Source organism: Bacillus cereus ATCC 14579 (genome assembly GCF_000007825.1).
Classification (GTDB): domain Bacteria; phylum Bacillota; class Bacilli; order Bacillales; family Bacillaceae_G; genus Bacillus_A; species Bacillus_A cereus.
In genome coordinates this window covers 5,277,819-5,302,615 of the sequence record NC_004722.1, presented here as the reverse complement: position 1 = coordinate 5,302,615, position 24,797 = coordinate 5,277,819, and the positions used below count along the sequence as shown (strand labels likewise).

Here is a 24,797-nt window from a genome sequence, read left to right as displayed (position 1 = left end):
AATGACAATCTCTATTATAGCAAAAAATGAAGAATGGAGTTTTCTCACATATAAAGGGGGAGATTAAAGGTGAAATAATAAAAAGGATGCATTGCATGCATCCTTCTTATTCTGCAATTTTTTCTAAATTACCGTTTCGGTCCATTCGGAAAGATGTTTGAGAACGTTCTTCGTCATCCATGACTGCCAATTTACGAGCACGGTTCATAATGTTCATAAGTGTTTCGTAATCTTCTTGTACAGTATGAGATTGCTTTTCTAATTTTTCTAGTTTCTTTTCTAGTTCCTCATTCCGAAGGATTTGTGCTTTAATTTCTTGTTTCAATCTCGTATTCTCGTTTTCAAGAGCTGTCACTTTTATATTTGAAGATCCGACTGTTTGTAAAAAATAAATAACATCTTGCATTGTCATAGAGCTTCTTGCAGCAGGAGCAGTAGATTCTTGATATGGAATAGCTTCTTTATATTGTACGATTGATTCTTCTTGTACTAATTCTTCATAATCAGTTATCGAATCTGAAGCTGGTGGTGTATAAAGTAAACGTTTTTTCGCTTGTTCACCGCTTGCAGCACGCATTTTATCTTTACGATGTTTTTTTGCTAGTTGAAGAGCTTGTTCATAGCTATAGCGAACAACAGCATTCCAGCGGAAACCACAAGCAGCAGATGTACGATTTAACTGATCCCCTACTTCCTCAAATGCATTTAATTGCGTACTTCCTTCTCTAACATGACGAAGTACCGTTTCAGCAAGTAATAAATCATCCTCATCTGTCCAAGCATCTTGTCTTACTTTCATAGATTCAACTCCCTTTCTTTTTATGAACTTCCTATTTTTATAATGGGCAAAAAAATAAACTTTTATACAAAGCTTTTAAAAATATGGTAGATTTCGATGAAAGGTAAAAATTTTCCCATGAATGGTGAGCGCTTCTGTAGGAGAGCATATAAATATGTATCATTATGTAGAGAATAGGCTTTGTAGGGAAACTTGCAACGAGCTTCAAAGAGCGGTAAAATACCATTTAGTGTTTATTTTTAAATGTACTTGAGAAAAGTTTAAAATAGAGGAAGTGTTATGTAATGGGAAACGAGTTTCGCGTGTGCGATGACTGTCAGGCAACGAACATTAAAACGTTAGTTCCGAAGTTAAAAAAAGTAGATTCATGTGCAACGATTGAAGTTGGATGTCAGTCTTACTGTGGTCCTGGTCGTAAAAAATCATTCGCATTTGTAAATAACCGTCCAGTTGCGGCTCCAACAGAAGATGAGTTAATCGTGAAAATTGAAGCAAAGTTAAATAAGTAAGAAAAAGAAGAGTGAAAAGATTACTCTTCTTTTTTTATGCCCATAAGAGGAATGATTTATTCTGCGAAAGTACTCTTGTGTGGACGAACATTTTCTAAAGGATGAACATAACTTTTGTATTAAAATACCAATTTGTATAAATTTATATTTCAAAATAATGGTTGACAGTCTTTTAAAGCGATAGGTAGAATAGAAGTGTCTGATTCTGAGAATCATTATCAGGGAAATAACAATTCACCTAATTTTTTTATTACTATTTGAGAATAAATTTCATTTCAATAAATATATGTTGTTGGTTAGGATGGTTGAGGGATGGAAGCGAGCGCAAGCAGTATAGAACAGCAAGAAGAGAATGGTAAAGAGATTAAGAGCAGACCGCTCATCGCTTCTATTATTTTAGTAGCGGGTACAATTTTGTTAGCTTTAAGCATGGCAGTTTCTATTTCTTTTGGGGCTGCAGATATTAGTTTAAAGACTGTATGGCAAGCTGTATTTCAGTTTGATGGATCTATTACACATCATAACGTAATTCAAGAGCTTCGCATGCCTAGAGCAATAGGGGGCGTAGTTGCAGGTGCCTTTTTAGCGGTATCAGGAGCAATTATGCAAGGTATGACGCGAAATCCACTTGCTTCACCATCGTTAATGGGGATTACAGATGGAGCTGTATTTGGAATTGCAATTATGTATGCATTTTTCCCTAATTCACCTTATTTAATGTTTGTTATCGCATCTTTTATTGGAGCTGCGTTTGGTGCAAGCATTGTATATGGAATTGGATCTTCTTCACCAGGTGGATTAACACCTGTGAAATTAGCTTTAGCAGGTGCAGCTATTAGTGCTTTATTAGGGGCAATTTCATCTGGAATCGCATTGTATTTCAATCTTGCCCAAGAGGTGAGTATGTGGAATGCAGGCGGAGTCGCTGGAGTGAAATGGCAAAGTATTAATATGTTAGTGCCAATTGGCCTTATTTGTCTTTTTATCGCAATTATGATGTCGAGATATATTACAATTTTGAGCTTCGGTGAAGAAATTGCGATTGGACTTGGTCAAAATACGACATTGATTAAATTTATCGGAACAGTACTTGTTCTTGTTTTAACGGGTTCCGCAGTTTCCATGGCAGGATCAGTTGGATTTGTTGGTCTTGTAATTCCGCATATGACTCGTTTCCTCGTAGGCTCGGACTATAGATGGGTTATTCCATGTTCTGCGGTCTTAGGTGGGCTGTTAATTGAATGTGCAGATATGTTATCTCGCGTTATTAACCCGCCATTTGAAACGCCAATTGGAGCAATTACAGCGCTAATTGGGGTTCCATTCTTCCTCTACTTAGCACGTAATGAAGGGAGAGGAAAGATGTGAGGACGAGTGTCTTAACAAAAAAGAACATTTCTATATTAACGATTTTAGTAGGACTAATCGTTTCTATATTTCTTATTAGTTTAAATACAGGAACTTTTAAAATCCCGCCAATGGACGTATTAAAGTCATTGGTTGGACTAGGGGCTGAAGATCAGTCTGTTATTTTATTTGAATTCCGTATGCCGCGTATGGTAATTGCTATACTAGTCGGATCTGCTTTAGCTATGTCAGGCGCGATTTTGCAAGGTTTATCACGAAATCCTCTTGCTGATCCAGGTATTATAGGTATTAATGCTGGAGCGGGATTAACAGTTGTTATATTCGTCTACTTCTTCTTCGGGAAAGTAGGGACTGGTACATTTTTATCTGTATTCATTCTCCCATTCTTCGCACTAGTTGGAGCGATATTAGCAGCGGTAATTATTTATTTACTAGCATGGAAAGACGGCGTTTCATCGACTCGATTAATACTAGTCGGTATTGCCGTTGCAGCTGGATTTGGAGCTGTTAGTTTAATTTTCTCTATGAAGATGACATCTAACGATTTTCGTTTTGCTACGATTTGGCTGGCGGGAAGTCTATGGGGTACAGATTGGAAATTCGTATTAAGTGTACTTCCATGGATGGTTATTTTCTTACCGCTTGCTATAAGTAAAGCACACATATTAAATGTAATGAACCTAGGCGATTCTACAGCAGTTGGCCTTGGTGTAAACGTAGAAAAAGAAAGACGTAAATTATTATTTATTGCAGTTTGTTTAGCAGGGGCATCTGTTGCTGTTGCCGGCGGAATTGGCTTTATCGGTTTAATGGCCCCGCATTTAGCAAGGCGCCTTGTTGGTGGTAAACATCAAATTATGTTGCCCACAGCTGCGCTAATAGGAACGTTTTTACTTTTATTCGCAGACGTAATTTCAAGAAGTGTACTAACAACTTCAGAAATACCAGTCGGTCTTGTTATTTCTGTAATTGGTGCACCGTATTTTATTTATTTACTTATGAGGACAAAATAAAGGGAGGCTTTTCGTATGGCAACTTTAGCGGTGGATGCGGTATCGGTTGGCTATAATGAAGGTTTAATTATTGATGGATTAACAGTTGAAATTCCGGAAGGGAAAATTACAACAATTATTGGACCAAATGGTTGTGGGAAGTCCACATTATTAAAAACGGCGTCTCGTATTTTGAAGGCAAAGCAAGGTACTGTTTATCTTGACGGAAAAGCAATTGAGAAACAGCCAACGAAAGAAATTGCAAAGAAAATGGCGATTTTACCACAAACTGCAGAAGTGCCAACGGGTCTTACTGTATTTGAGCTTGTGTCATATGGAAGATTCCCTCATCAAAAAGGGTTTGGCACGTTGAAAGAAGAGGATTATCGCTATATTAACTGGGCACTTGAAGTGACAGGAATGAAAGAATTTGCGAATCGTCCAGCAGAAGCGCTATCAGGCGGTCAACGTCAACGTGTTTGGATTGCAATGGCTCTTGCACAAGGAACAGAATTACTTGTATTGGATGAACCAACGACGTACTTAGATATGGCTCATCAATTAGAAGTATTAAACTTATTGAAAAAGTTAAATGAAGAAGAAGGTAGAACGATTGTTATGGTTATCCATGACTTAAATCACGCTTCTCGTTTCTCCGATCATATGATTGCATTAAAAGCAGGTAAGTTAATGAAACAAGGAACGCCAGATGAAGTTATGACAAGTGAAACACTTCGTAACGTATTTGAGATTGAAGCTCAAATCGTTCCATGTCCAGTAAACTGTAAGCCAATTTGTTTAACATATGATTTAGCGATGATTAGTAATCAATTGCGTAAAAAAGCATAAGTAGAACCCCCTCGTGAAGAGGGGGACTTCTAATGGACGTTGAGCTTCTTATATAAGAATGGGAAGTTGAACGCCCGTTAGAATGGGTTATTAACAACAATTAATAAATATATATTAATTAATTGTTATCTTTGTTTCTTATAGTTCGTTGTAACTTATAAGATAAATACAGCTAGAAGGAGTGGGAACATGAAGAATTTTAAAATGGCACTATTAGCAATGGTACTAGTTGTGACTTCTGTACTATTTGCAGCTTGTTCTAACAAAGAAGAAGAAAAGAAAGCAGATGCAAAGACTGAAGAGCGCACTGTAAAACATGCAAAAGGGGAAATTAAAATTCCTGCAAACCCAAAGAAAATTGCTGACCTTAGTGGTTCAACAGAAGAATTATTAATTTTCGGTATGAAACCGGTTATTACTGCTAATACATCTCAAGAAAAAATTGATGCACATATTGAAAAGAAACTAAAAGACGTTAAACCAGTTGGTTCTGCTTGGGGCGATAAAATTAACATCGAAGCAGTAGCTGCTGCAAAACCAGATTTAATTCTTGTAAATAATCGTCAAGAAAAGATTTATGATCAATTATCTAAAATTGCACCAACAGTTATGTTAAACACTCCATTAGATCAATGGCGTCCAAAATTTGAAGAAGTAGGTCAAATCTTCGGTAAAGAAAAAGAAACAAAAGAATGGTTCAAAAAGTATGATGAAAAAGCAAGCAAATTACATGACAAAATCGTCGCTAAAACTGGTGAAGCAACATTTATGAAAATGGCTGCATATCCAAATGCTTTCCGCGTATACGGTGACTACGGTTACGGTAGCGTAATCTTTAATGACTTAAAACTACCAGCAGTTAAAGGTACACCAACTGATAAACCACTAGTACAAGTACAAAAAGAAGCTTTAATCGATTACAACCCAGATTACTTATTCGTATTTACAACTGGTGACGGTTCTCAGCGCTTTGAAAGAATTCCAAGAAGAATCAATTTGGAAAAACATGAACGCTGTTAAAAACAACCACGTATTCACAATTAAAAATGAAGACTTAAACAAAGGTTACTTCCCACTTGGGAAAGATATGATCTTAGACGAAGTTGCTGAATTCGTTTTAGGTAAATAATGTATAAAGGAAATCACTTTTACTTCGGTAAAGGTGATTTTTTCTTTTTATAAAGGGAATTAATACAGTCTTTCATTTCTTTCTGTTTCTCATTTCGTTTATAATATAAAGTAAGAATGTAGTAAAGAAAGGGGGATGTCGGAAAGTGGTATATTTAAACGACAAACTCAGCGAAACAAAAGTGTTTAAAGACCCAGTACATAAATATGTGCACGTGCGTGATCGTGTTATTTGGGATTTAATCGGAACGAAAGAATTTCAACGCTTGCGCCGTATTAAGCAGCTTGGAACGACATTTTTTACATTTCACGGTGCAGAGCATAGTCGCTTTACTCATTCGTTAGGTGTATACGAAATTATTCGTCGTATGATTGATGATGTGTTTGATGGCAGACCAAATTGGAATGCTGAAGATAGATTGTTATGTTTATGTGCGGCATTACTTCATGATGTCGGTCACGGCCCATTTTCTCACTCGTTTGAAAAAGTATTTTCATTAGATCATGAGAAATTTACGCAAAAGATTATTGTTGGCAATACGGAGATTAATGATGTATTAAGTCGTGTTGATAAGGAGTTTCCACAAAAGGTAGCAGATGTAATTGCAAAAACGTCTACTAATAAATTAGCAATTAGTATGATTTCGAGCCAAATTGATGCGGATCGTATGGATTATTTATTAAGAGATGCTTATTTTACAGGCGTAAAGTACGGAAACTTCGATATGGAACGTATACTGCGTGTAATGCGCCCGTATGGGGATCAAGTAGTCATTAAAAATAGTGGTATGCATGCTGTTGAGCATTACATTATGAGTCGTTATCAAATGTATTGGCAAGTATATTTCCACCCAGTAACGCGAAGTGCAGAAGTTATTTTAACGAAGATTTTACACCGTGCGAAATCACTGCACGAGAAGTATTATACATTCAAAAATCATCCTGTTCATTTCTATTCTTTATTTGAAGAAGAAGTAACAGTAGAGGATTATTTAAAGTTAGACGAGAACGTTATGTATTACTACTTCCAAGTATGGCAGGAAGAAGAAGATCCAATTTTAAGCGATTTATGCCGCCGTTTTATGAATCGAAATCTATTTAAATATGTAGAGTTTACAGATAAACACGGTTTAGATAATTGGATGGAATTAAGTAGTTTATTTAAAAAGATTGGACTTGATCCGGAGTATTATTTAGTAGTTGATTCAACATCAGACTTACCGTATGACTTTTATCGTGCAGGAGAAGAAGAAGAGCGTCTACCAATCCTACTTCTTATGCCAAACGGAGAGCTTAGAGAGCTTTCACGTGAGTCGGATATTGTTGAGGCGATTACAGGTAAGAAAAGAACGGATCAAAAGCTATTCTATCCACATGATTTAATCTATGAAGATGGAAGAAAAGGAAAATATAAAGAGAGAATTATTGAGTTGTTAGAAGGAAAGAAATAAGAAGCAGCTAATGGCTGCTTCTTATGAAAAAACTTGAAATTATTTGTCGCTTAAGCGTTTTCCGCCAACTGCATAATGGTTTTTAGACATTTCTTCGATGAAAACAACGATGTTTTCTTCAGGAGCACCAGTTGTTTCGCTTACTGCTGCTGTTACTTTCTCAGCAAGAGCTTTCTTTTGTTCTTCTGTGCGTCCTTCTAGCATTTTCACTGTTACGTATGGCATGTACAATCGCTCCTTTTATGTAAGTTACACTCTTATTATAGCGGATTATGGGGAAGAACAATCGAAAAAACAAATAATTTCTTTTTTTGACATATGGAAGAGGAGATGAAGTATGGATCAGTTATTTAGATATCCATTGCACGAAATTCCGTTAGTAGCAATGGCAATTATTATTGCACTATCCGTTCATGAATTTGCACATGCATATGTTGCATATAAATTTGGGGACGATACAGCAAAGAGACAAGGGCGTTTAACGTTATCACCGATGGCCCATTTAGACCTTATCGGTTTGATTGCAGTATTAATTCTTGGATTCGGTTGGGCAAGACCAGTTCCTGTTAATCCATATAACTTTAAAAGACCGCGTCTGGCAGGTATATTAGTGTCAATTGCAGGGCCGATTAGTAACTTAATTTTAAGTGCAATTGGTTTAATTATTTGGTATAGCTTATTAAAATTTGGTGTATTATACTCAATTCCATCTGCAGTGGCAGATACGTTAGCTCAATTTTTCCAGATTTTTATTATGCTGAATATCGTTTTACTTGTATTTAACTTATTACCGATCCCGCCACTTGATGGATATCGAGTTGTGGAAGATTTAGCGCCAGCAAATATTCGCGCGAAAATGACACAGTATGAAAAATACGGGGCAATTGCGTTATTAATTCTCGTTATTACACCGCTTAGTAATTACACAATTCAACCTATTTTCCAGGTAGTTATTCCGCATGTATTTGTATTTTTAGACAGCATCATTGCGCCTATTTTTGGCCTTTTATAATTTTTAAGTGAGGAGGATTTTACATATGACAGAGAAAAAGAAAAAAATCGGTTTTAATATCGTGAAAAATGATTCAACAGATGGACATGGTGGATTTGGTGTTGGAGCATTAAGCTTAGAAAACATTTCACCCGTATTTGTTGATGTACTAGAGAAGACTGCATTCGTTGATATCGGTGCGATGCATGCGCGTAGTACAGTAGAAAAAGGTATTAAGTTTTTAACAAATAAAGATGAAGTTCCAAATGGAAAACCATTTTGGCTTGTTTGGGTAACAATTGAAAGAACTGCGACAGGTGCGTATTACGCAGGTGTAACAGCTTGTGAAATGACAGTTGACCGTGAGATTCGCCGCGGATATAAATCACTTCCAGAACACGTAAATAAAATGGATAAATCATTGAAGCGTCACATTATGGTTGACCATATGGATGAATCATCTAAAAAGGTACTTGGTACGTTCTTGAAAGAACATAATGAAGCGATTTGGAACGAATCTAGTGAAGAATTGCGCCGTGCATTATTAAGTGAATAAAAAATAGCTGACGGATGCCCGTCAGCTATTTTTTTTACCAAGGAAGATATTTTTTCCACCAACTTGTTTTTTTCTTTTCTTCAGTTGTTTTTTCAAATTCTTCTTTATCATCGACGTGATCCATACAATATTCAGTCGGTTCGGTACCTTTAGCGAAATACATTTTCACAGAAATAGGACAATTTTTTGTAGCAATTTTACCGTTCTCTGGATTGATATTAACCGCTACGACGTCACTTGGTTGTTTAAATTCTTTTTTAGGCTGTCCATCTAAGCCCTTCTCCATCGTATCAGTCCATATTTTCTTCGCATACCCCTGTTCTGCTACGTTTGAAATAGATTTTGGTTGATCATATCCGACCCATACACCTGTTACGATTTGCGGAGTAAATCCGATCATCCAACTATCCGTTTCAGTAGAACCAGATTTGCCGGCATATGTTCTTGATAATTTTGATAACATCGATTGGCCAGTTACAGCAGCATAACTGCTTAGTTTCTTATTAAACATACCAGTCATCATTTCTTCCATTACAAATGCTTTGCTCTTGTCGAGAACTTGTTTACTCTCTAAATGAGCATCGTATAATATATTTCCTTCATGATCCATAATGCGGCGAATGAAAGTAGGTTTTACTTCTTTTCCACCGTTTGCGAACATGCTATAAGCGTTAACCATTTCAATTGGTTTTACTGGTGATGTACCGAGAGCTAGAGAAGGCACATCTTTTAATGCACTTTTAATTCCAAATTGTTTCGCTGTTTTTGCTAGCGTGTCATCTCCTAAAAACAAATTCGTTTTCACAGCATAAATGTTATCAGAGACTGCGAGAGCTTGTGCCATCGTTACGAAATCATCTGCATAATAATCTTTATAGTTCTTCGGTTTATACTTTGAAACGCCGTCACCTAGGGTGAATACAGTATATTCGCTTTTTAAGCGCGTAGCAGGCGTGAATCCTCGTTCTAATGCCGCATAATATAGAAATGGCTTAAATGTAGAACCAGGCTGACGAACGGCTTGTGTAGCCCTGTTAAATTGACTCATATTATAATCAGTTCCACCAACAAGAGCAGCCACTTCACCTGTCGTTGGATTCATAGAGACGAGAGCAGTTTGTATGTTTGTTGTGTCAGGTATATGATCTTTTACAGCTTGTTCTGCTACAGCTTGTAGTTTAGGGTCTAGCGTTGTATAAATTCGTAAGCCACCTCGTTGTAAAGCTTGTTCGTCTAATCCAACATCACGAAGAAGCGAAGCTTGTACAGCATCTTGGAAATATGGTGCGACCTCTGCTACTTTTTTCGTATCTAATGAGGCAAAAGTTAGTGTCTCTTTCTTCGCTAAGGTTGCTTGTTGCTTCGTAATATATCCTTGCTTCACCATTTCATCTAATATGAGAGCTTGTCGTCCTTTAGCGCGATCCTCTTTCAAAAAGGGAGAATAGACACTTGGCCCTTTCGGGATACCTGCCAGCATACTAGCTTCTGCTAATGTTAACTCTTTTGCCGTTTTATCGAAATATAGACGGGACGCAGCTTCGATGCCATAAGCGCCATGTCCGTAATAAATTGTATTTAAATATCCTTCTAAAATATGATTTTTATTATAGTTTACTTCAAGGCGGATAGTGTACATTGCCTCTAATAATTTTCGTTTCCACGTTTTATCATGATCTAAATACAGATTACGCGCGTATTGTTGTGTAATTGTACTAGCTCCTTGTACCTTTGCCATCGCTTTTAAATCAGCAACAATTGCACCTGCAATCCGTTTCACATCGAAGCCGTGATGTTTATAAAATCTTTGATCTTCAATAGAAAGGGTCGCTTCTTTTACATAAGGTGAAATTTCATTAAGAGAGACATTGTAACGTTTTTGAATTTCGTTACTTTGTCCAATAACAGTATCATCGTTTGCGTAAAAGACGCTTGTTTGCGGGACCGCAACAGGAGGAGGTCCCATAATTTTTGCAACTATAATAATAACAAAAAAAGAAAAAACGAAGAAAAGGACGCACGAAAACATTGCGGTGAAGAAAAGACGTTTATATTTTTTAAGTTTTGGATTCATAGTTTGATCCATCTTTTTTCAGCCCCTCATTAATACAAGCGTTATTGTATTAGTATTGAGGGTTTTCGTTTATTTTAAACAATGAAATTTCGAAAATAAAAAGCTCCTTCCATTAAGAAAGGAGCTCAAAGGCACGTGCTGGCCAATCGGTAATGATGACATCTACACCATAATCAATCATAGTTTGTAAATCTTTGTATTCGTTAATTGTATATGGACGGAAAACATATCCTTGCTCTTGTGCTAACTGCACAAATTCTTTCGTTAATAACTGGAAGTTTGGATGTAATCCACTTGCTTCTCTATGTTTTGCTTCGGAAATTGGATCAGTAAGTGGTGTATCATATAAAATTGCTCTTGGGATTTCAGGAGCAATTTCTGCTAATAATGAAACAGAGTCATGGTTAAATGATGAAAATACAATTTGATTAGAAAGATGATATTCACGCACAAGTGCAACAGCTTTTTCCTCAATATTTGGGTAATGAATAACATCTGTCTTTAATTCAATATTTAGTTGTAAGTTCGTTGTGGAAAGCCAAATGAAAACCTCACGCAACGTTGGGATTTTTGCTTCATGGAAAGAAGGGTCTTTATAGCTACCAGCGTCCAATAATTGTAGTTCCTCTACCGTTTTTTCAGAAACAAGTCCAACGCCATTTGTTGTACGATCGACGGTTTCATCGTGAATTACGACAAGTTCACCATCTTTTGATAAGTGGACATCGAGTTCAATTCCGTGAGCACCAATGCGTTCTGCTTCTTGGAAGGCAATCATCGTATTTTCGGGATGTGTTCCTTTTACTCCGCGGTGAGCGAAAATAAGTGGTTTACTCATGTGAAATTCTCCTTATTATCTCTTTTCTTTTATTATGAAACTGCTTTAGGGAAAATACAATTGAATATGACAAACATTTACAAAAGTCTAACAGTTGCAGAAAAGTTAACGTTAACGTAAAATGTAATAATCAAGTGAAGGGAGGAATAAACATGTATAAAATTGATGAAGTAACAAAGCAAGTCGGTTTAACAAAACGTACACTTCGTTATTATGAGGAAATTGGTTTAATTCATCCCCCAGAACGTAGTGAGGGAAATATCCGTCTGTATACGGATGAGGATATTGCCAGAATTAAAAGAATTGTAGAAGCGAAAGAAGTGCTAGGAATCACACTTCAAGAAATGCAGCATTTCTTATCACTAAAAGAAAGAATGGAGCAAAGAAGAAATAGCGAAAATCCTCGTGATCGTGAAGTGATTCAAGAAATTAAAGATATGCTTGAAAAACAAGTGCAAACGTTAGACGAAAAAATGGAGCAAATGCAACGTGTAAAGGCAGAACTAGAAGATAGTTTACATCGTGCAGTAACATTTTTAGAGAGCACAAAAGGAGAGTAATCAAAATGGAGAGCAAACAAAAACTAGGGAGATTGATTACAGTGGTGGCTACCTTCCTTGCCTTTTCGGGTATAGGAGTAGTCGACCCAATTTTGCCGATTATTGCAGAGAAAATTGGTGCATCACATTGGCAAGTTGAAATGTTATTTACCGCTTATATTTTAACGATGGCAATTATGATGTTACCAGCTGGTATATTTGCATCGAGATTTGGTGATAAACGGATGATGACAATCGGTCTTGCGATTGTGACTGTATTTGCGTTTATATGTGGTATGTCACAAACGATTGCTCAATTATCTCTTTTCCGCGCTGGATGGGGATTAGGGAATGCGATGTTCTTCGCGACGGCGATGACTTTATTGATTGCATTAAGTAAAGAAGTTCATGAAGCAGTAGGATTATACGAAGCAGCTATCGGCTTAGGTATGGCTGGCGGACCGTTATTAGGCGGGATATTAGGTGGTCATTCTTGGCGTTATCCGTTTTTCGCGACGAGTATTTTAATTTTCTTAGCATTTATTTTAGTATTCTTTTTTGTAAAAGAACCAGAACGAAAAGTGAAGCGTAAGGCTGCTGGCGTAGGGGAATTACTTAACCTGGTGAAGTATAAACCATTTATGCAAGGTGCCATTTCAGGGATGCTATACTACTACGGATTTTTTGTCGTGTTAGCATATTCACCACTTATTATGCATTTATCAGCTATTCAATTAGGCTTTGTATTTTGCGGATGGGGACTCGCGTTAGCTTACGGTTCTGCAATTTTAGCACATAAGCTAGAAGGGAAATATGAACCAAAAACATTATTGAAGGGTAGTTTACTCGTATTTGCGATTTTCTTAATTGCACTATTCTTTGTGAAAATTATGTGGTTACAAATTACTCTTATCGTTTTATCAGGATTGGCGTCTGGCTTAAACAATGCATTATACACAAGTTATGTAATGGATATTTCACCTTATGAAAGATCTGTTACGTCAGGTGTTTATAACTTTGTTCGTTGGTTAGGTGGTGCGATTGCTCCGATTTTATCAGGAATTATCGGTCATACTGTTTCACCACAAAGTCCGTTTTTAGTAGGTGGAATTGTGGTGTTAGTTGGTTGTATTATGATCCTAATTCCAATTCGTAAACCAGTAGAAATAGAGACAAAAGCCCTTTCTTAAGAAAGGGTTTTCTTTCCTTTTACGGTGCAAACCCTTTCCGCACATATGTTAGAACCCTCTGACTAAAATATATTTTCGGTATTTTTGTACTTTTAACTATACATTTTGGATGTTTTGTTTTATTTTTGTTAGGGGACATTAATGATGTCCCTATTATAAATTTGCATTGAAAGGCGTGATTGTACGATGGAACTATGGTTCACTGAAAAACAAACAAAACATTTTGGGATTACGGCGCGTATTAACCGCACATTACATACGGAGCAAACAGAATTCCAAAAACTTGATATGGTTGAAACGGAAGAGTTCGGAAACATGCTTATTTTAGATGGCATGGTTATGACAACAGAAAAGGACGAGTTCGTTTATCACGAAATGGTAGCGCACGTACCTTTATTTACACATCCAAACCCTGAAAACGTATTAATTGTTGGTGGCGGTGATGGTGGTGTTATTCGTGAAGTGTTAAAACACCCAAGTGTAAAGAAAGCAACTCTTGTTGAAATCGATGGAAAAGTAATTGAGTACTCTAAACAATACTTACCATCAATTGCAGGCGCATTAGATAATGAGCGTGTAGAAGTAAAAGTAGGAGACGGTTTCCTACATATCGCAGAAAGCGAAAATGAATACGATGTAATTATGGTAGATTCTACTGAGCCAGTAGGACCAGCAGTAAACCTATTTACAAAAGGCTTCTACGCTGGAATTTCAAAAGCGTTAAAAGAAGATGGTATTTTCGTTGCACAAACGGACAACCCTTGGTTCACACCAGAGTTAATTACAACTGTGTTTAAAGACGTAAAAGAGATCTTCCCAATCACTCGTTTATACACAGCAAACATTCCAACTTACCCAAGTGGTCTTTGGACGTTCACAATTGGATCTAAAAAACATGATCCATTAGAAGTAATTGAAGAGCGTTTCCACGAAATCGAAACGAAATACTACACAAAAGAATTACACAATGCAGCATTCGCATTACCGAAATTTGTTGGCGATTTAATTAAGTAAGAGAATTGTATCAAACAAATAAAGTGTAAGTAGCTCATTTAAGGTGTTTGTCCAGAAGACTTGAACATGCTAGCTACTTACACTTCTGTAGAGAAAATCGTCTTCTTGTTGTTAAAAAGAAGACCCGGTAAATCGAGAAAGAGGAGCAATTCGCTCCAAATTTGAGAAATAGTGAAAGGTTGGGATACCTTAAGTTCCACATAAGGAGGAAAAGAATATGCGTTTTGATGAAGCTTATTCAGGTAAAGTATTTATTAAAAGTCATCCAAGTTTTGAAGAGTCAAAGGTAGTTATTTATGGGATGCCTATGGATTGGACAGTAAGTTACCGTCCGGGATCTCGTTTTGGCCCTGCACGTATTCGTGAAGTATCAATCGGTCTTGAAGAATATAGCCCGTATTTAGATCGTGAACTAGAAGAGGTAAAATATTTTGATGCGGGTGATATCCCATTACCATTCGGAAACGCACAACGCAGCTTAGACATGATTGAAGAGTATGTATCAAAACTTTTAGATGCCGATAAGTTTCCACTAGGTCTCGGCGGTGAGCACCTAGTGTCTTGGCCAATTTTTAAGGCAATGGCAAAAAAATATCCGGATTTAGCAATCATCCACATGGATGCTCATACTGATTTACGTGAATCGTATGAAGGGGAGCCTTTATCCCACTCTACACCAATTCGTAAAGTGTGTGATTTAATTGGTCCGGAAAACGTATATTCTTTCGGAATTCGTTCTGGAATGAAGGAAGAATTTGAATGGGCGAAAGAAGTAGGTATGAACTTATACAAATTTGACGTATTAGAACCGTTAAAAGAAGTATTACCGAAACTTGCTGGCCGCCCAGTCTATGTCACAATCGACATTGATGTATTAGACCCAGCTCACGCTCCAGGAACAGGAACGTTAGAAGCTGGCGGTATCACATCTAAAGAATTATTAGATTCCATCGTAGCAATTGCAAATTCAAATATAAATGTAGTTGGAGCAGACTTGGTAGAAGTAGCTCCAGTCTACGACCATAGTGATCAAACACCAGTCGCAGCAAGCAAATTCGTGCGGGAAATGCTGCTCGGTTGGGTAAAATAAAAGTGAAGCCGACTGTTTAAGCCCGGCGGCTAAAGTTCTTTCCTGCAAAAGGTGCTTTTTACCTTTTGGCAGGGAAGGTTCTTAGACGCAAGGGTCTAAGAGGCGTAACTGGATAGAAATAAAAGCGGAAGCGGCTCGCTCAGAATGTGAGGGGGATGGAGCTTCAGACGTAGAGGCTCTTTTTGCCTCGAAGGAAGAAGCGAAGCCACCGATCATTCTAGCCACTGCAGCTAGATAAAATAAAAGCCCTCTATATGATTAGAGGGCTCTTATTTTTTCGTTATGTGTCGGTAAGTCGATATATTAAAAAAATCGCCGATATAATTCGAGTTGCGCTGATATATTAAAAAACCGCCGATATAATTTCATTTACTGTTACGCGACACAAAAAAGAGCTATTCCTAAACGATGGGAATAGCTCTTTTTCTTATGCAACCTTCTCTCCCGAAGTAACTCCGCGAATTTCATCAGCAGAGCGGATCGGATATTTACGGAACACAATAGATCCGATGTATCCGACAATAGTGGTAACGATCCCACATAATATAGCAGCAATTGTTACTTTTACAACGTCATTAAATCCGAATAAGACAAGAAGTCCTGGGATTGGTGATGCTGTTCCTGGTGCATTATTAACGAGCTGGAACAGAGAGGTAATAATACCAGCAAGTGCACCGCCAACGAAGTTTGTCGCATAAATTGGAATCGGATTTGCTGAAACAACATCGGCTTGTGTTAAAGGCTCGATTGCTACAGCAATTGTATCTTTCTTTGAACAAATTTTTAAGCGTTTAAAGAAAATAAAGTTCATTGGGGCTGAAGCTGCTACAGCCAGACTACCAATTGCCATTGGTAAACCTGTTAATCCAAGCATTGCAGTTAGTGCCATAGAACTCAGTGGAGAGGTAGAAATAACTGTTATTAATCCACCAAGCATAATACCCATAATGATAGGACTTTCTGTAGTTGCAACTGAAATCATAGAACCTATTTTACCAAGTGTGGCGTTAACGAGCGGATCCATAAGCATTGCCATTCCGCGTGAGATTGGTGCAGCGATAAATAGGATTGCTAAAAATTCCACACCAGCTGGTAATTTCTTTTCGAGAAATTTCACGACGAAGGCACAAACGTATCCAGCGAAAAATCCTGGTAAAATACCAAATCCACTAGTAGCGATACCAATTAAAACAGCATATACGGGGGAAACACCGATTGCTAATGCGACTAAAATCGCTGCTGCGACACCGCTCATACTACCGGAAGCTTCTCCTACTGATTGTAAAAAGTCATTATGAAACATTTCTCCACCTATATAACGGTGAAATGCTTCAATAAGAAAACTTGCAATTGCTGCATTAGCTAAAGCGCCCATCGCCTTCATTCCGTAAGGCGCACGGTAACTGAAAAGTGTAAATAGACAAAGTACAACAAGTAATAGTGCTAAACCTTGCAAGATAGCCATTTGAAAACTGTCTCCTTTGATTTTTGTAATAAAAATTCGTATCATTCAATAATAATATAAAAGTGTATGAAACGGAAAAATTTTTTCTTGGGAACTGGTTGTAAGAAAAAATCCCTTACAATAATGTAAGGAAAGTGTAAGACTTTTAGATAGAGTATAGTATGCTCTTTTCCGTATAATACAAGTATAGATATAATACTAGCGAGAAAGAAGTGCAAACAGGAGGTTCATGTATGAAATTGGTAATTAAAGTTTTAGCTGTATTCGCCATTATTCTAGGTGGAACAGCGTATTATTTGAACACAAAAACAGAAGGTGTACATGCTTTTGTAGACAACTTCTTTTCAAATAAAGAAATACAAGATTATTATGCGGTTATAGATAAAGGTGAGAAAAAAGACGGAGAATACTTGTATACTTTTAAAGGGTATACAGAAGATGGAAAGTTACAAGTTATTAAAAGAATGATGAACCGTGAATTGCATACGGGGGCGTTTATAAAAATTTATGCAAAAGGTATGCAAGGAAAAGGATGGGCTGAAATCCCGAAAGAATCCATTCCGCAAAAAGCGTTGGAAAAAATAGAAAAACCATAAAAGGAGCGACTCATTCGCTCCTTTTTTAGTACGTTAAAATAGTGATAGATGTCTTCTCTTTGTGAGAAATAATTTTTGCATGTCCACCAATTGGAAAAGTGAAAATCGGGGTTGTATGCCCGAAACTTGCGTTTGCAATGATAGGGATATGTGCAAGTTCAGGTTTTGAAGCAATCATTTCTTGAATGTCTTCTATCGTACATTCTGCACCTTTTTGCATCTTTCCTATAACGATTCCCTTTATGTATTCAAAACCTTGCTGCTGCATAAGGGAATGTAAATAACGATCAAAAGTTTTAAGAGTAGATGTTCCAGTTAAACTATCTTCTTCAATAAATAAAATTTTCTCCTTTAAATTTGGCATATATGGTGTACCTTGCAGTAAGTTAAATGTGCTCATATTGCCACCGATAATATCTCCCGTAGCTTCTCCTTCTTGAATTGAAACATATCCTTCATTTTTAATAAATTCTCGATTTTCCTGATCTATATACCAAGAATCATCGCTCCATGTTTCAGATGGAAGGACTTCAATAGGCTCATTAGAAGTTAAGCACTTTAAAAAGTAATCGGTTGTATATCCGAGCCCTTTCTCCATTCCAAACGAAGAGAAATGGGGTCCTGAATATGTAACAAGCCCTGTTTTTGCGTAAATTGCATTATTTAAGGCAGTAATATCAGAATAACCACAGAAAAATTTCGGGTTTTCACGAATTAAATCATAATCGAGATGTTTCAATAAACCATTTGAGTTGTATCCGCCAAGTGTAGTCAAAATAGCTTTTACATTAGAGTCTCGAAATGCTTCATGGAGGTCTTGAATGCGGGAAGAAATAGAGGAGGAAGCAAATCGATCTATCTCATCAGCATATTTTGAGAATGTAACTTGAAAGCCCATGTCAGTTAATCTTTTTATAGCAAGTTTTCTATTTTCATTTGAAACAATACTTAAACTACACGATGGTGAAATCACTCGTATTTCAGCACCCTTTTTTAACTTTGTTGGTATCACTACATTCACCTCTTTAATTGAAGGAATATTTAGATTTAAAAAATATTTTATCATATGAAATAAAGTAGAAGTGAATTATTTTTTGAAATGGAGTTTTCCTGATTTTTCAGCAGACAGACAGAGTCTTTTTTTGATATGATAGGAAAAGTGATTTATTATAAGTAGTATTTAATATCTATAACATTTGAAAGGTGTGCAAGACGTGGAGAAACAACTTGCAGGCTTGCCGGTACACGTTCATTTCGTAACAGAAATCCGTGAAGGGGCGAGGAAGGAAACCGTTGCTTTTGAAGCAAATGGTCAATACTATGTAAAAGGTCAAGGTACATATGTAACATTCCAGGAGCCGAACGAACAAGGCGAAGTGAAAACAATTATTAAAATTCAAGATGAACAAGTTCTCATTATGCGTTCAGGTGCTGTTTCTATGCGTCAGACGCATGTGAAAGGTGAATGGACAACTGGTACGTATACGAGTGAACTTGGTACGTTTGCATTGCAAACAAAGACTGATAACGTTCTTTTTAAATGGTCGGATGAAAAGAAAAAAGGACAACTCTTCTTAACGTACGCATTGCTTCTAAGTGAACAAGAAGCTGGCAGATATACTATTACAATTAATTTGAAGGAGGCAAAATAATGAATTCCTTAGAACAGGTAAAAGGATTGATTAAAGAAGAAATTCAGGCTGCTGTATTAAAGGCAGAATTAGCGACAGAAGAACAAATTCCAAACGTTGTATTAGAATCTCCAAAAGATAAAACAAATGGTGACTTCTCTACAAATATGGCAATGCAACTTGCACGCGTTGCGAAAAAAGCACCTCGTATGATTGCAGAAGAACTAGTTGCAAACTTCGATAAAGCAAAAGCTTCTATTGAAAAAATCGAAATCGCTGGTCCTGGTTTTATTAACTTCTATATGGATAATAGCTACTTAACAGATTTAATTCCAACAATCGTAAACGCTGGTGAAGCTTACGGTGAAACGAATACTGGTAAAGGTGAAAAAGTACAAGTTGAGTTCGTATCTGCGAACCCAACAGGTGACCTTCACTTAGGACATGCACGTGGTGCAGCAGTAGGTGACACTTTATGTAACCTATTAGCAAAAGCAGGGTACGATGTATCTCGTGAGTACTACATTAATGACGCTGGTAACCAAATTCATAACTTAGCTCTTTCTGTTGAAGCTCGTTACATGCAAGCTTTAGGCTTAGAGAAAGAAATGCCAGAAGACGGATACCATGGTGCGGACATCATTGGAATCGGTAAACGTTTAGCAGAAGAGTTCGGTGATCGTTATGCGAAAGCTGATGAAAAAGAAAGCTATGAATTCTACCGTGAGTACGGTTTAAAATATGAGTTAGCAAAACTTCAAAAAGACTTAGAAAGCTTCCGTGTTAAATTTGATGTATGGTTCTCAGAAACATCATTATACAAAAACGGAAAAATTGATCAAGCTCTTGCTGTATTAAAAGAGCGCGACGAGATTTTTGAAGAAGACGGTGCAACTTGGTTCCGTTCAATGACTTACGGTGACGATAAGAACCGTGTATTAATTAAAAACGATGGTTCTTACACGTACTTAACGCCAGATATCGCGTATCACCGTGATAAATTAGAGCGTGGTTTCGATAAGTTAATCAACATTTGGGGTGCTGACCACCACGGTTACATTCCACGTATGAAAGCTGCTATTCAAGCGTTAGGTTACGATAAAGAAACACTTGAAGTAGAAATCATCCAAATGGTACAACTATACCAAAACGGTGAAAAAATGAAAATGAGTAAACGTACAGGTAAAGCAGTTACACTTCGTGAGCTTATGGAAGAAGTAGGCGTGGACGCAATGCGTTACTTCTTCGCAATGCGTAGCGGTGATTCTCATTTAGACTTCGATATGGACTTAGCTGTATCAAAATCTAATGAAAACCCAGTATACTACGCACAATATGCTCATGCTCGCGTATGCAGTATCCTTCGTCAAGGTGAAGAATTAGGATTAGCTACAGGCGGAGACGTTAACTACAAACTTGTTACTTCTGAGAAAGAAGTAGAGTTACTGAAAAAACTTGGTGAATTCCCAGCAGTAGTTGCGGATGCAGCACAAAAACGTTTACCACACCGTATTACAAACTATGCATTTGAATTAGCAGCAACATTACACAGCTTCTACAATGCAGAAAAAGTATTAAACCAAGATAACTTAGAATTAAGTAAAGCTCGCTACGAGTTAATGAAAGCAGTACGCACTACACTTCAAAATGCATTAGCAATCGTAGGAGTATCTGCACCAGAAAAAATGTAATTAAGAAAAGCGGAAGCGGCTCGTTTAGAATAGGAGGGGGATGGAGCTCCTGACAGAGAGGCGTACTTTGCCTCGGAGGAAGGCGCGAAGCCACCGAGTATTCTAGCCGCTGGAGCTGGACAATAAAGAAAAGCGGAAGCGGACTTTCGTTTTTAAATAAAAGGCAATCACACGATGTTGTGATTGCCTTTTTATGTGGAGATAATAAAAAAATAAAATTTTATCAAACAAAAAGGGAATTTGCGTCGTCTTATATAAATGACAGGAGGCTTATGATGGAAGAAAAGGTAGAAGAATTAATTGATATATATAAGAAGCAAATATATTCCTTATGCTATAAGTTAGCAAAGACGAAAGAAGACGCGGAAGATATTTTTCAAGAGACATGGATAAAAGTTTTTTCATCGCGGCACCAACTTTCTTACGTGGAGAATTATAAAAAATGGATTACTACAATTTGTGTTCGTACGTTTTATGATTTTTATCGTAAGAAAAAAAGGTGGAAAGATCGAATATTGGATTTGTTTCATAAAGAGGATGGTGGAGAAATAGATTTCGCAGATGATGTGAATATATCAGAAGAATTTATTCAAAAAGTGGAAGCGGAAATGATACGGGAAGTTATACAGCTATTGAATGAAAAATATAAAACCGTGCTCGTACTCTACTATTATGAACAATACTCTTATAAAGAAATGAGCGAAATATTAAATATACCGATTGGTACGGTAAAGTATCGGCTTAATTATGGGAAAAAGAAAATGCGAGAACATTTGGAGGGGTTCGTTCATGAAGGAAGATAAATTTGAACAGAAAATAAAGAGCAGTTTAGCAGAAGAGATAACTCCAAGCGAAGAGCTAATAAATAACACGAAGCAGGGCGTGCGAAAGGCTCAGAAGTTAGAGAGGAAATGGATGATTTGTATTCATACCATTTGGATTGTTTTGCTAACAATTGTTATAGAACAATTTGTCACTCATTTGGATTATAAAATTCCTATGTTAATAGCCATTGTGATTATGATGCATGTATACATTCCGATATATGTTGTAATACAGTCATTTTTAAAGAAGGAGTATAAATTACATGAATGAGTTCGCTAATCCGTTTGTACTATTTGAAGTAGCTGGAGTGACGATGTTTTTAGCTTTTATAGCACTTTTAATATGTGTTGCATCATGGGTATATACAGATGCTAAAGCACATCAAATGAGTAAAGGATGGAGTGTCTTAGCGGTTATATTTCCATTTTTTATCGGTTTTTTGTTATATATGGTAAGAAGAAGTAAAAAGAAAGTTGAAGGAGAATATAAGATGAACTTTGTTAAAAAACAGAAAGTAACATTAGTTGCGATATTGGCAAGTACAATGTTTGTATTACTTAGTGGTTTTGCTTTTGCACAAACGTTAGATGACGCGTGGAAAGCAGGAGATATATATTTAGAAAATGAGAAGCAAGGGGAGACAAGTTACGAGGCGAAATTCTCATCATGGGATATTGCCGGTAAAGATATTGAACTTCAGTATGAGAAGGACACAGAAGTGACATTTTCTTATGAGACAGATGCAAAACGAGGGAACTTATGCTTTAGCGTGTATGAAAGACGAGGAGAAGGTATAAAAGAGTTAAAGGAAATCTGTGAATCGAAAAAAGGTAGTTTTACAGTTACTTTAAAAGCAAATGAAGAGTATGTATTGAATATAAGCGGATTAAAAGTGAAAGATGGATTCGTAAAAGTGAATTGGCAAGAGAAATAAAAGGGGCCCTATAAAGGACCTCTTTTTTATTGAATAGTATAAGTAACAGGAAAAACTAACAGGACTATAGTAAACGTAAGGTGCATGAAATTGAACATACATATTTCCATCTGTTTTTGCAGTGAAAATTCGGCCGTAACCATCAGAATAACGTCCAATTAGGTTATGATTTGAGTCATAAACACTGTAACTAGGAGTTTTGCTGTTAGGATGAATTGTTAGTTCTTGTCCTTTTTGAAGGAAAATAGGTTCTTGTTCAGAACTACCTCCAGTTTGCAAAGAATAAAATTTTGTAAAGCTTTGTTCTTGAGCGGCAGCAGCGACTTTTGTTTCAGGAATAAACGCAGTAGCTCCAGTAATTCCTGCTAAAGTTAATGCACCTGCTAAAATCATTTTTTTCATAATAGAAAAAGCCTCCTTATTAGTTGTAATCGGTGTTGTTACAGTTAATATTGTATACGATAATGGGTAGGATAAAATATGCTTTTATGCATATATATTTTTTCTCAATAAAAGACCACTGATAAAATCAGTGGTCTTTTAAATGATTAAGCAGCTTTCTGTTCAGTTTGAGGAACAGGTTTTTGAAGCGAGTTATAAACTCCTGTTCCGATAACGTCTAATGCCATTCTCATTCGTTCAGGTGAAATGTTTTCTAATACGTTATCTTGAGGTGTATGGTATACCTTCTCAATATGATAGATTAATGGATTCCAACTATCGACACCCATCCAAATGAATAGAGCAGCAGGAATACCAGCTTCAGCAAATGGAACATGATCACTAGAACCGAATTTACCTTGTAGGACGAGGTCATTATTTAGTTGTTTACCTGCTTGCAAGGCAGCGTCTGTTACAAAGTTTGTAGAGCCATCAGGTGTCATAGCGTATAAATTCTTTGCTTTATCATAATTTGTTGCAACCATGTCGGCGTTAAAGACACCTAAAATACGGTCGCGTTCTTTCTGGGATAGACTATTCACGTAATAATCCGAACCAAGTAATCCAGTTTCTTCAGAACCAAAGGTAATAAAGCGAATTTCTTTATCAGTTTCTACATTTTGAAAAGCACGAGCTAGTTCTAATACTAATCCAGTTCCAGAAGCATTATCATTTGCGCCAGGTGCTCCGACAACACTATCATAGTGCGAGCTTACAACGACTGCTTTCTCATTACCTGTACTCTTTTTTGGTTTCTTTTTGGCGATAACATTTAGAGATGTTAATTTAGATTCATGTCTCGCTTTTAGGGAAAGAATTGTTGTCCCTTTTTTAGCGATTTCTTCTTTAAATGCATTTCCTTGCGCATAAGCAAGACCAAAGACAGGGATAGACTGCTTTTTCGTTAGGCGGGGATTGAAGGTTTGTCCATAATTTCCGCGTCCGCCAATTAAACTGTATAAAAGAACACCTTTTGCACCTTTGCTAACAGCATTTTCAACTTGTTTATTATAGTCTGTAACTGTCGTTCCTCTTTCAAATAAAACAATTTTACCGTTTACTTCATTTGGAATATCTTCTAATTTTGTCCCACCTTGAACAAAGATAAGGGGGGCTGTAATAGCTTCTGTAGAAATGAGTGCATTAGGAGCAGCACCAGCTTGCCAATTACGTTTTGTTGATAGTGGTGATTCAATGAATCCAACGTATTGATCGGGCACCTGAAATGGTTGATATTCTACGTCATAGCCCATTGATTTAAGCTGCATACCAATGTAACGAGAAGCCCATTCTTCGGATTTTGTTCCACCGGGGCGAGGACCAATTGTTTCAGATAAGAAACGAACATGTTCAATCGCGCGGTTTGGATCAATCTGTTTTGTAATAGATGGAGTTTGTGTAACCTCTGACGTGGAATCCGCTTTTGCTTGCCCAATTGGAGCTAAGCTAACAGCGAGTGATACAGCAAGCAAAGAGCTTACTATTTTTTGTTTCAATGATTTTCTCATTTTTTCCTCTCCTATTCTTCTATTCTCTGTGACTGACAAAAGAAGACGGATAATGACTTTATTTTACCTTCGAGTCTTTTGTTTTTCAATATTCTGACATTGAGAAATAAAAACAATATATGCATATTTGCATATTTTTGAGGAAGATATGTATGCTATCATTTTAAACGAAGGTTCGCTTTCTACTCTGAAAGCTCCTACATTGCATGAATCTAGTGTACCCAAACTTTAGATTATGTAGAGAAATGGAACCACTGTAGGGTTTCATTTCTCATGTTTGAATCAGTTGATGGTAATTATGTTTCCGCATTTCATAAT

General features: G+C 36.8%; 24 protein-coding genes and 2 pseudogenes. 18 read left to right on the top strand and 8 right to left on the bottom strand.

The genetic code is table 11. The features are described 5' to 3' along the window. Positions 1-106: 106 nt before the first annotated feature. A complete protein-coding gene (locus BC_RS26850) occupies positions 107-799 on the bottom strand; it encodes an RsfA family transcriptional regulator (RefSeq protein WP_000868358.1) in 693 nt (230 codons plus the stop codon). Positions 800-1,083: 284 nt separating this feature from the next. Between BC_RS26850 and BC_RS26845 the strand changes: the two genes are divergently transcribed. The 6 genes and pseudogenes from BC_RS26845 (at position 1,084) to BC_RS26820 (ending at position 7,096) form a co-directional block, all read left to right on the top strand. After that, positions 1,084-1,308 (top strand): DUF1450 domain-containing protein, encoded by a 225-nt coding sequence (locus BC_RS26845; RefSeq protein ID WP_000526071.1) that lies wholly within the window; start codon positions 1,084-1,086, stop codon positions 1,306-1,308. Positions 1,309-1,620: 312 nt separating this feature from the next. Then, positions 1,621-2,676, top strand: a complete 1,056-nt coding sequence (locus BC_RS26840) for a FecCD family ABC transporter permease (protein ID WP_000388291.1) — start codon at positions 1,621-1,623, stop codon at positions 2,674-2,676. Beyond that, positions 2,673-3,689 carry a FecCD family ABC transporter permease gene (locus BC_RS26835; protein WP_001260757.1) on the top strand — a complete coding sequence of 339 codons (1,017 nt, stop codon included), beginning with the start codon at positions 2,673-2,675 and terminating at the stop codon, positions 3,687-3,689. The genes BC_RS26840 and BC_RS26835 overlap by 4 nt, the downstream gene beginning before the upstream one ends. 15 nt (positions 3,690-3,704) lie before the next feature. Further along, on the top strand, positions 3,705-4,517 hold the full coding sequence (locus BC_RS26830) for an ABC transporter ATP-binding protein (RefSeq protein ID WP_000212068.1): 813 nt from the start codon (positions 3,705-3,707) through the stop codon (positions 4,515-4,517). A gap of 189 nt (positions 4,518-4,706) precedes the next feature. Beyond that, positions 4,707-5,646 (top strand): annotated as a pseudogene (locus BC_RS26825) (ABC transporter substrate-binding protein). Between the two features lie 145 nt (positions 5,647-5,791). Next, the gene (locus BC_RS26820; RefSeq protein WP_000262741.1) at positions 5,792-7,096 is read left to right on the top strand and encodes an HD domain-containing protein; all 1,305 of its coding nucleotides are present in this window, start codon (positions 5,792-5,794) and stop codon (positions 7,094-7,096) included. Between the two features lie 39 nt (positions 7,097-7,135). Here the strand turns inward: BC_RS26820 and BC_RS26815 are convergent, their stop codons facing one another. Beyond that, complete coding sequence (locus tag BC_RS26815; protein WP_001147171.1) at positions 7,136-7,321, bottom strand: 2-hydroxymuconate tautomerase; 186 nt, start codon at positions 7,319-7,321, stop codon at positions 7,136-7,138. Between the two features lie 112 nt (positions 7,322-7,433). On the opposite strand from BC_RS26815, the gene BC_RS26810 reads away from it, so the two are divergent. Both BC_RS26810 and BC_RS26805 read left to right on the top strand, forming a co-directional pair. After that, the gene (locus BC_RS26810; protein WP_000372441.1) at positions 7,434-8,108 is read left to right on the top strand and encodes a site-2 protease family protein; all 675 of its coding nucleotides are present in this window, start codon (positions 7,434-7,436) and stop codon (positions 8,106-8,108) included. A gap of 25 nt (positions 8,109-8,133) precedes the next feature. After that, positions 8,134-8,643, top strand: a complete 510-nt coding sequence (locus BC_RS26805; RefSeq protein WP_000136678.1) for a YwhD family protein — start codon at positions 8,134-8,136, stop codon at positions 8,641-8,643. 34 nt (positions 8,644-8,677) lie between these two features. Here BC_RS26805 and BC_RS26800 read toward each other — a convergent pair whose 3' ends face one another. After that, complete coding sequence (locus tag BC_RS26800) at positions 8,678-10,729, bottom strand: transglycosylase domain-containing protein (RefSeq protein ID WP_000372958.1); 2,052 nt, start codon at positions 10,727-10,729, stop codon at positions 8,678-8,680. Positions 10,730-10,829: 100 nt separating this feature from the next. Then, entirely contained in the window at positions 10,830-11,555 is a 726-nt protein-coding gene (locus tag BC_RS26795; RefSeq protein WP_000042779.1) for a glycerophosphodiester phosphodiesterase, read from the bottom strand. Positions 11,556-11,707: 152 nt separating this feature from the next. Here BC_RS26795 and BC_RS26790 point away from each other — a divergent pair, with 152 nt between their 5' ends. From BC_RS26790 to speB, 4 genes are all read left to right on the top strand, one after another. Next, entirely contained in the window at positions 11,708-12,115 is a 408-nt protein-coding gene (locus BC_RS26790) for a MerR family transcriptional regulator (protein WP_000276560.1), read from the top strand. 5 nt (positions 12,116-12,120) lie between these two features. Next, positions 12,121-13,284 (top strand): MFS transporter, encoded by a 1,164-nt coding sequence (locus tag BC_RS26785; protein ID WP_000444228.1) that lies wholly within the window; start codon positions 12,121-12,123, stop codon positions 13,282-13,284. Positions 13,285-13,470: 186 nt separating this feature from the next. Beyond that, positions 13,471-14,298 carry a polyamine aminopropyltransferase gene (gene speE / locus BC_RS26780; RefSeq protein WP_000424691.1) on the top strand — a complete coding sequence of 276 codons (828 nt, stop codon included), beginning with the start codon at positions 13,471-13,473 and terminating at the stop codon, positions 14,296-14,298. 217 nt (positions 14,299-14,515) lie between these two features. After that, complete coding sequence (gene speB / locus BC_RS26775) at positions 14,516-15,388, top strand: agmatinase (RefSeq protein WP_001209831.1); 873 nt, start codon at positions 14,516-14,518, stop codon at positions 15,386-15,388. 427 nt (positions 15,389-15,815) lie between these two features. Here speB and BC_RS26770 read toward each other — a convergent pair whose 3' ends face one another. After that, the gene (locus BC_RS26770) at positions 15,816-16,853 is read right to left on the bottom strand and encodes a PTS sugar transporter subunit IIC (RefSeq protein ID WP_000996320.1); all 1,038 of its coding nucleotides are present in this window, start codon (positions 16,851-16,853) and stop codon (positions 15,816-15,818) included. 233 nt (positions 16,854-17,086) lie between these two features. Between BC_RS26770 and BC_RS26765 the strand changes: the two genes are divergently transcribed. Then, positions 17,087-17,449, top strand: coding sequence for a YxeA family protein (locus tag BC_RS26765; RefSeq protein WP_000779921.1), 363 nt, complete (start codon positions 17,087-17,089; stop codon positions 17,447-17,449). Positions 17,450-17,474: 25 nt separating this feature from the next. Here BC_RS26765 and BC_RS26760 read toward each other — a convergent pair whose 3' ends face one another. Then, entirely contained in the window at positions 17,475-18,461 is a 987-nt protein-coding gene (locus BC_RS26760) for a S66 family peptidase (protein WP_000613224.1), read from the bottom strand. Positions 18,462-18,663: 202 nt separating this feature from the next. Between BC_RS26760 and BC_RS26755 the strand changes: the two genes are divergently transcribed. From BC_RS26755 to BC_RS26735, 5 genes are all read left to right on the top strand, one after another. Then, a complete protein-coding gene (locus tag BC_RS26755) occupies positions 18,664-19,101 on the top strand; it encodes a DUF1934 domain-containing protein (protein ID WP_000414867.1) in 438 nt (145 codons plus the stop codon). Continuing rightward, positions 19,101-20,771 (top strand): arginine--tRNA ligase, encoded by a 1,671-nt coding sequence (gene argS, locus BC_RS26750; RefSeq protein ID WP_001086456.1) that lies wholly within the window; start codon positions 19,101-19,103, stop codon positions 20,769-20,771. Before BC_RS26755 ends, argS begins: the two co-directional genes overlap by 1 nt. A gap of 275 nt (positions 20,772-21,046) precedes the next feature. Continuing rightward, positions 21,047-21,574, top strand: a complete 528-nt coding sequence (locus BC_RS26745; RefSeq protein ID WP_000391642.1) for an RNA polymerase sigma factor — start codon at positions 21,047-21,049, stop codon at positions 21,572-21,574. Further along, positions 21,561-21,866 carry an ECF-type sigma factor negative effector gene (locus BC_RS26740; RefSeq protein ID WP_000656684.1) on the top strand — a complete coding sequence of 102 codons (306 nt, stop codon included), beginning with the start codon at positions 21,561-21,563 and terminating at the stop codon, positions 21,864-21,866. Before BC_RS26745 ends, BC_RS26740 begins: the two co-directional genes overlap by 14 nt. Beyond that, on the top strand, positions 21,859-22,530 hold the full coding sequence (locus tag BC_RS26735) for an ECF-type sigma factor negative effector (protein ID WP_001001596.1): 672 nt from the start codon (positions 21,859-21,861) through the stop codon (positions 22,528-22,530). The genes BC_RS26740 and BC_RS26735 overlap by 8 nt, the downstream gene beginning before the upstream one ends. Before the next feature lie 26 nt (positions 22,531-22,556). On the opposite strand, the pseudogene BC_RS26730 reads toward BC_RS26735, so the two are convergent. Both BC_RS26730 and BC_RS26725 read right to left on the bottom strand, forming a co-directional pair. Continuing rightward, a pseudogene (locus tag BC_RS26730) lies at positions 22,557-22,932 on the bottom strand (hypothetical protein). A gap of 146 nt (positions 22,933-23,078) precedes the next feature. Then, positions 23,079-24,479 (bottom strand): M28 family metallopeptidase, encoded by a 1,401-nt coding sequence (locus BC_RS26725; protein WP_001232212.1) that lies wholly within the window; start codon positions 24,477-24,479, stop codon positions 23,079-23,081. Positions 24,480-24,797 lie beyond the last annotated feature (318 nt).

What these genes read in the sequence shown, in the direction of transcription:
- argS (WP_001086456.1), top strand. Translation starts at nt 19,101, where the DNA reads ATGAATTCCTTAGAACAGGTAAAAGGATTGATTAAAGAAGAAATTCAG.
- BC_RS26795 (WP_000042779.1), bottom strand. Translation starts at nt 11,555, where the DNA reads ATGAGTAAACCACTTATTTTCGCTCACCGCGGAGTAAAAGGAACACAT.
- BC_RS26830 (WP_000212068.1), top strand. Translation starts at nt 3,705, where the DNA reads ATGGCAACTTTAGCGGTGGATGCGGTATCGGTTGGCTATAATGAAGGT.
- BC_RS26785 (WP_000444228.1), top strand. Translation starts at nt 12,121, where the DNA reads ATGGAGAGCAAACAAAAACTAGGGAGATTGATTACAGTGGTGGCTACC.
- BC_RS26725 (WP_001232212.1), bottom strand. Translation starts at nt 24,479, where the DNA reads ATGAGAAAATCATTGAAACAAAAAATAGTAAGCTCTTTGCTTGCTGTA.
- BC_RS26845 (WP_000526071.1), top strand. Translation starts at nt 1,084, where the DNA reads ATGGGAAACGAGTTTCGCGTGTGCGATGACTGTCAGGCAACGAACATT.
- BC_RS26765 (WP_000779921.1), top strand. Translation starts at nt 17,087, where the DNA reads ATGAAATTGGTAATTAAAGTTTTAGCTGTATTCGCCATTATTCTAGGT.
- BC_RS26850 (WP_000868358.1), bottom strand. Translation starts at nt 799, where the DNA reads ATGAAAGTAAGACAAGATGCTTGGACAGATGAGGATGATTTATTACTT.
- BC_RS26810 (WP_000372441.1), top strand. Translation starts at nt 7,434, where the DNA reads ATGGATCAGTTATTTAGATATCCATTGCACGAAATTCCGTTAGTAGCA.
- BC_RS26805 (WP_000136678.1), top strand. Translation starts at nt 8,134, where the DNA reads ATGACAGAGAAAAAGAAAAAAATCGGTTTTAATATCGTGAAAAATGAT.
- BC_RS26815 (WP_001147171.1), bottom strand. Translation starts at nt 7,321, where the DNA reads ATGCCATACGTAACAGTGAAAATGCTAGAAGGACGCACAGAAGAACAA.
- speB (WP_001209831.1), top strand. Translation starts at nt 14,516, where the DNA reads ATGCGTTTTGATGAAGCTTATTCAGGTAAAGTATTTATTAAAAGTCAT.
- BC_RS26735 (WP_001001596.1), top strand. Translation starts at nt 21,859, where the DNA reads ATGAATGAGTTCGCTAATCCGTTTGTACTATTTGAAGTAGCTGGAGTG.
- BC_RS26840 (WP_000388291.1), top strand. Translation starts at nt 1,621, where the DNA reads ATGGAAGCGAGCGCAAGCAGTATAGAACAGCAAGAAGAGAATGGTAAA.
- BC_RS26770 (WP_000996320.1), bottom strand. Translation starts at nt 16,853, where the DNA reads ATGGCTATCTTGCAAGGTTTAGCACTATTACTTGTTGTACTTTGTCTA.
- speE (WP_000424691.1), top strand. Translation starts at nt 13,471, where the DNA reads ATGGAACTATGGTTCACTGAAAAACAAACAAAACATTTTGGGATTACG.
- BC_RS26740 (WP_000656684.1), top strand. Translation starts at nt 21,561, where the DNA reads ATGAAGGAAGATAAATTTGAACAGAAAATAAAGAGCAGTTTAGCAGAA.
- BC_RS26745 (WP_000391642.1), top strand. Translation starts at nt 21,047, where the DNA reads ATGGAAGAAAAGGTAGAAGAATTAATTGATATATATAAGAAGCAAATA.
- BC_RS26800 (WP_000372958.1), bottom strand. Translation starts at nt 10,729, where the DNA reads ATGGATCAAACTATGAATCCAAAACTTAAAAAATATAAACGTCTTTTC.
- BC_RS26790 (WP_000276560.1), top strand. Translation starts at nt 11,708, where the DNA reads ATGTATAAAATTGATGAAGTAACAAAGCAAGTCGGTTTAACAAAACGT.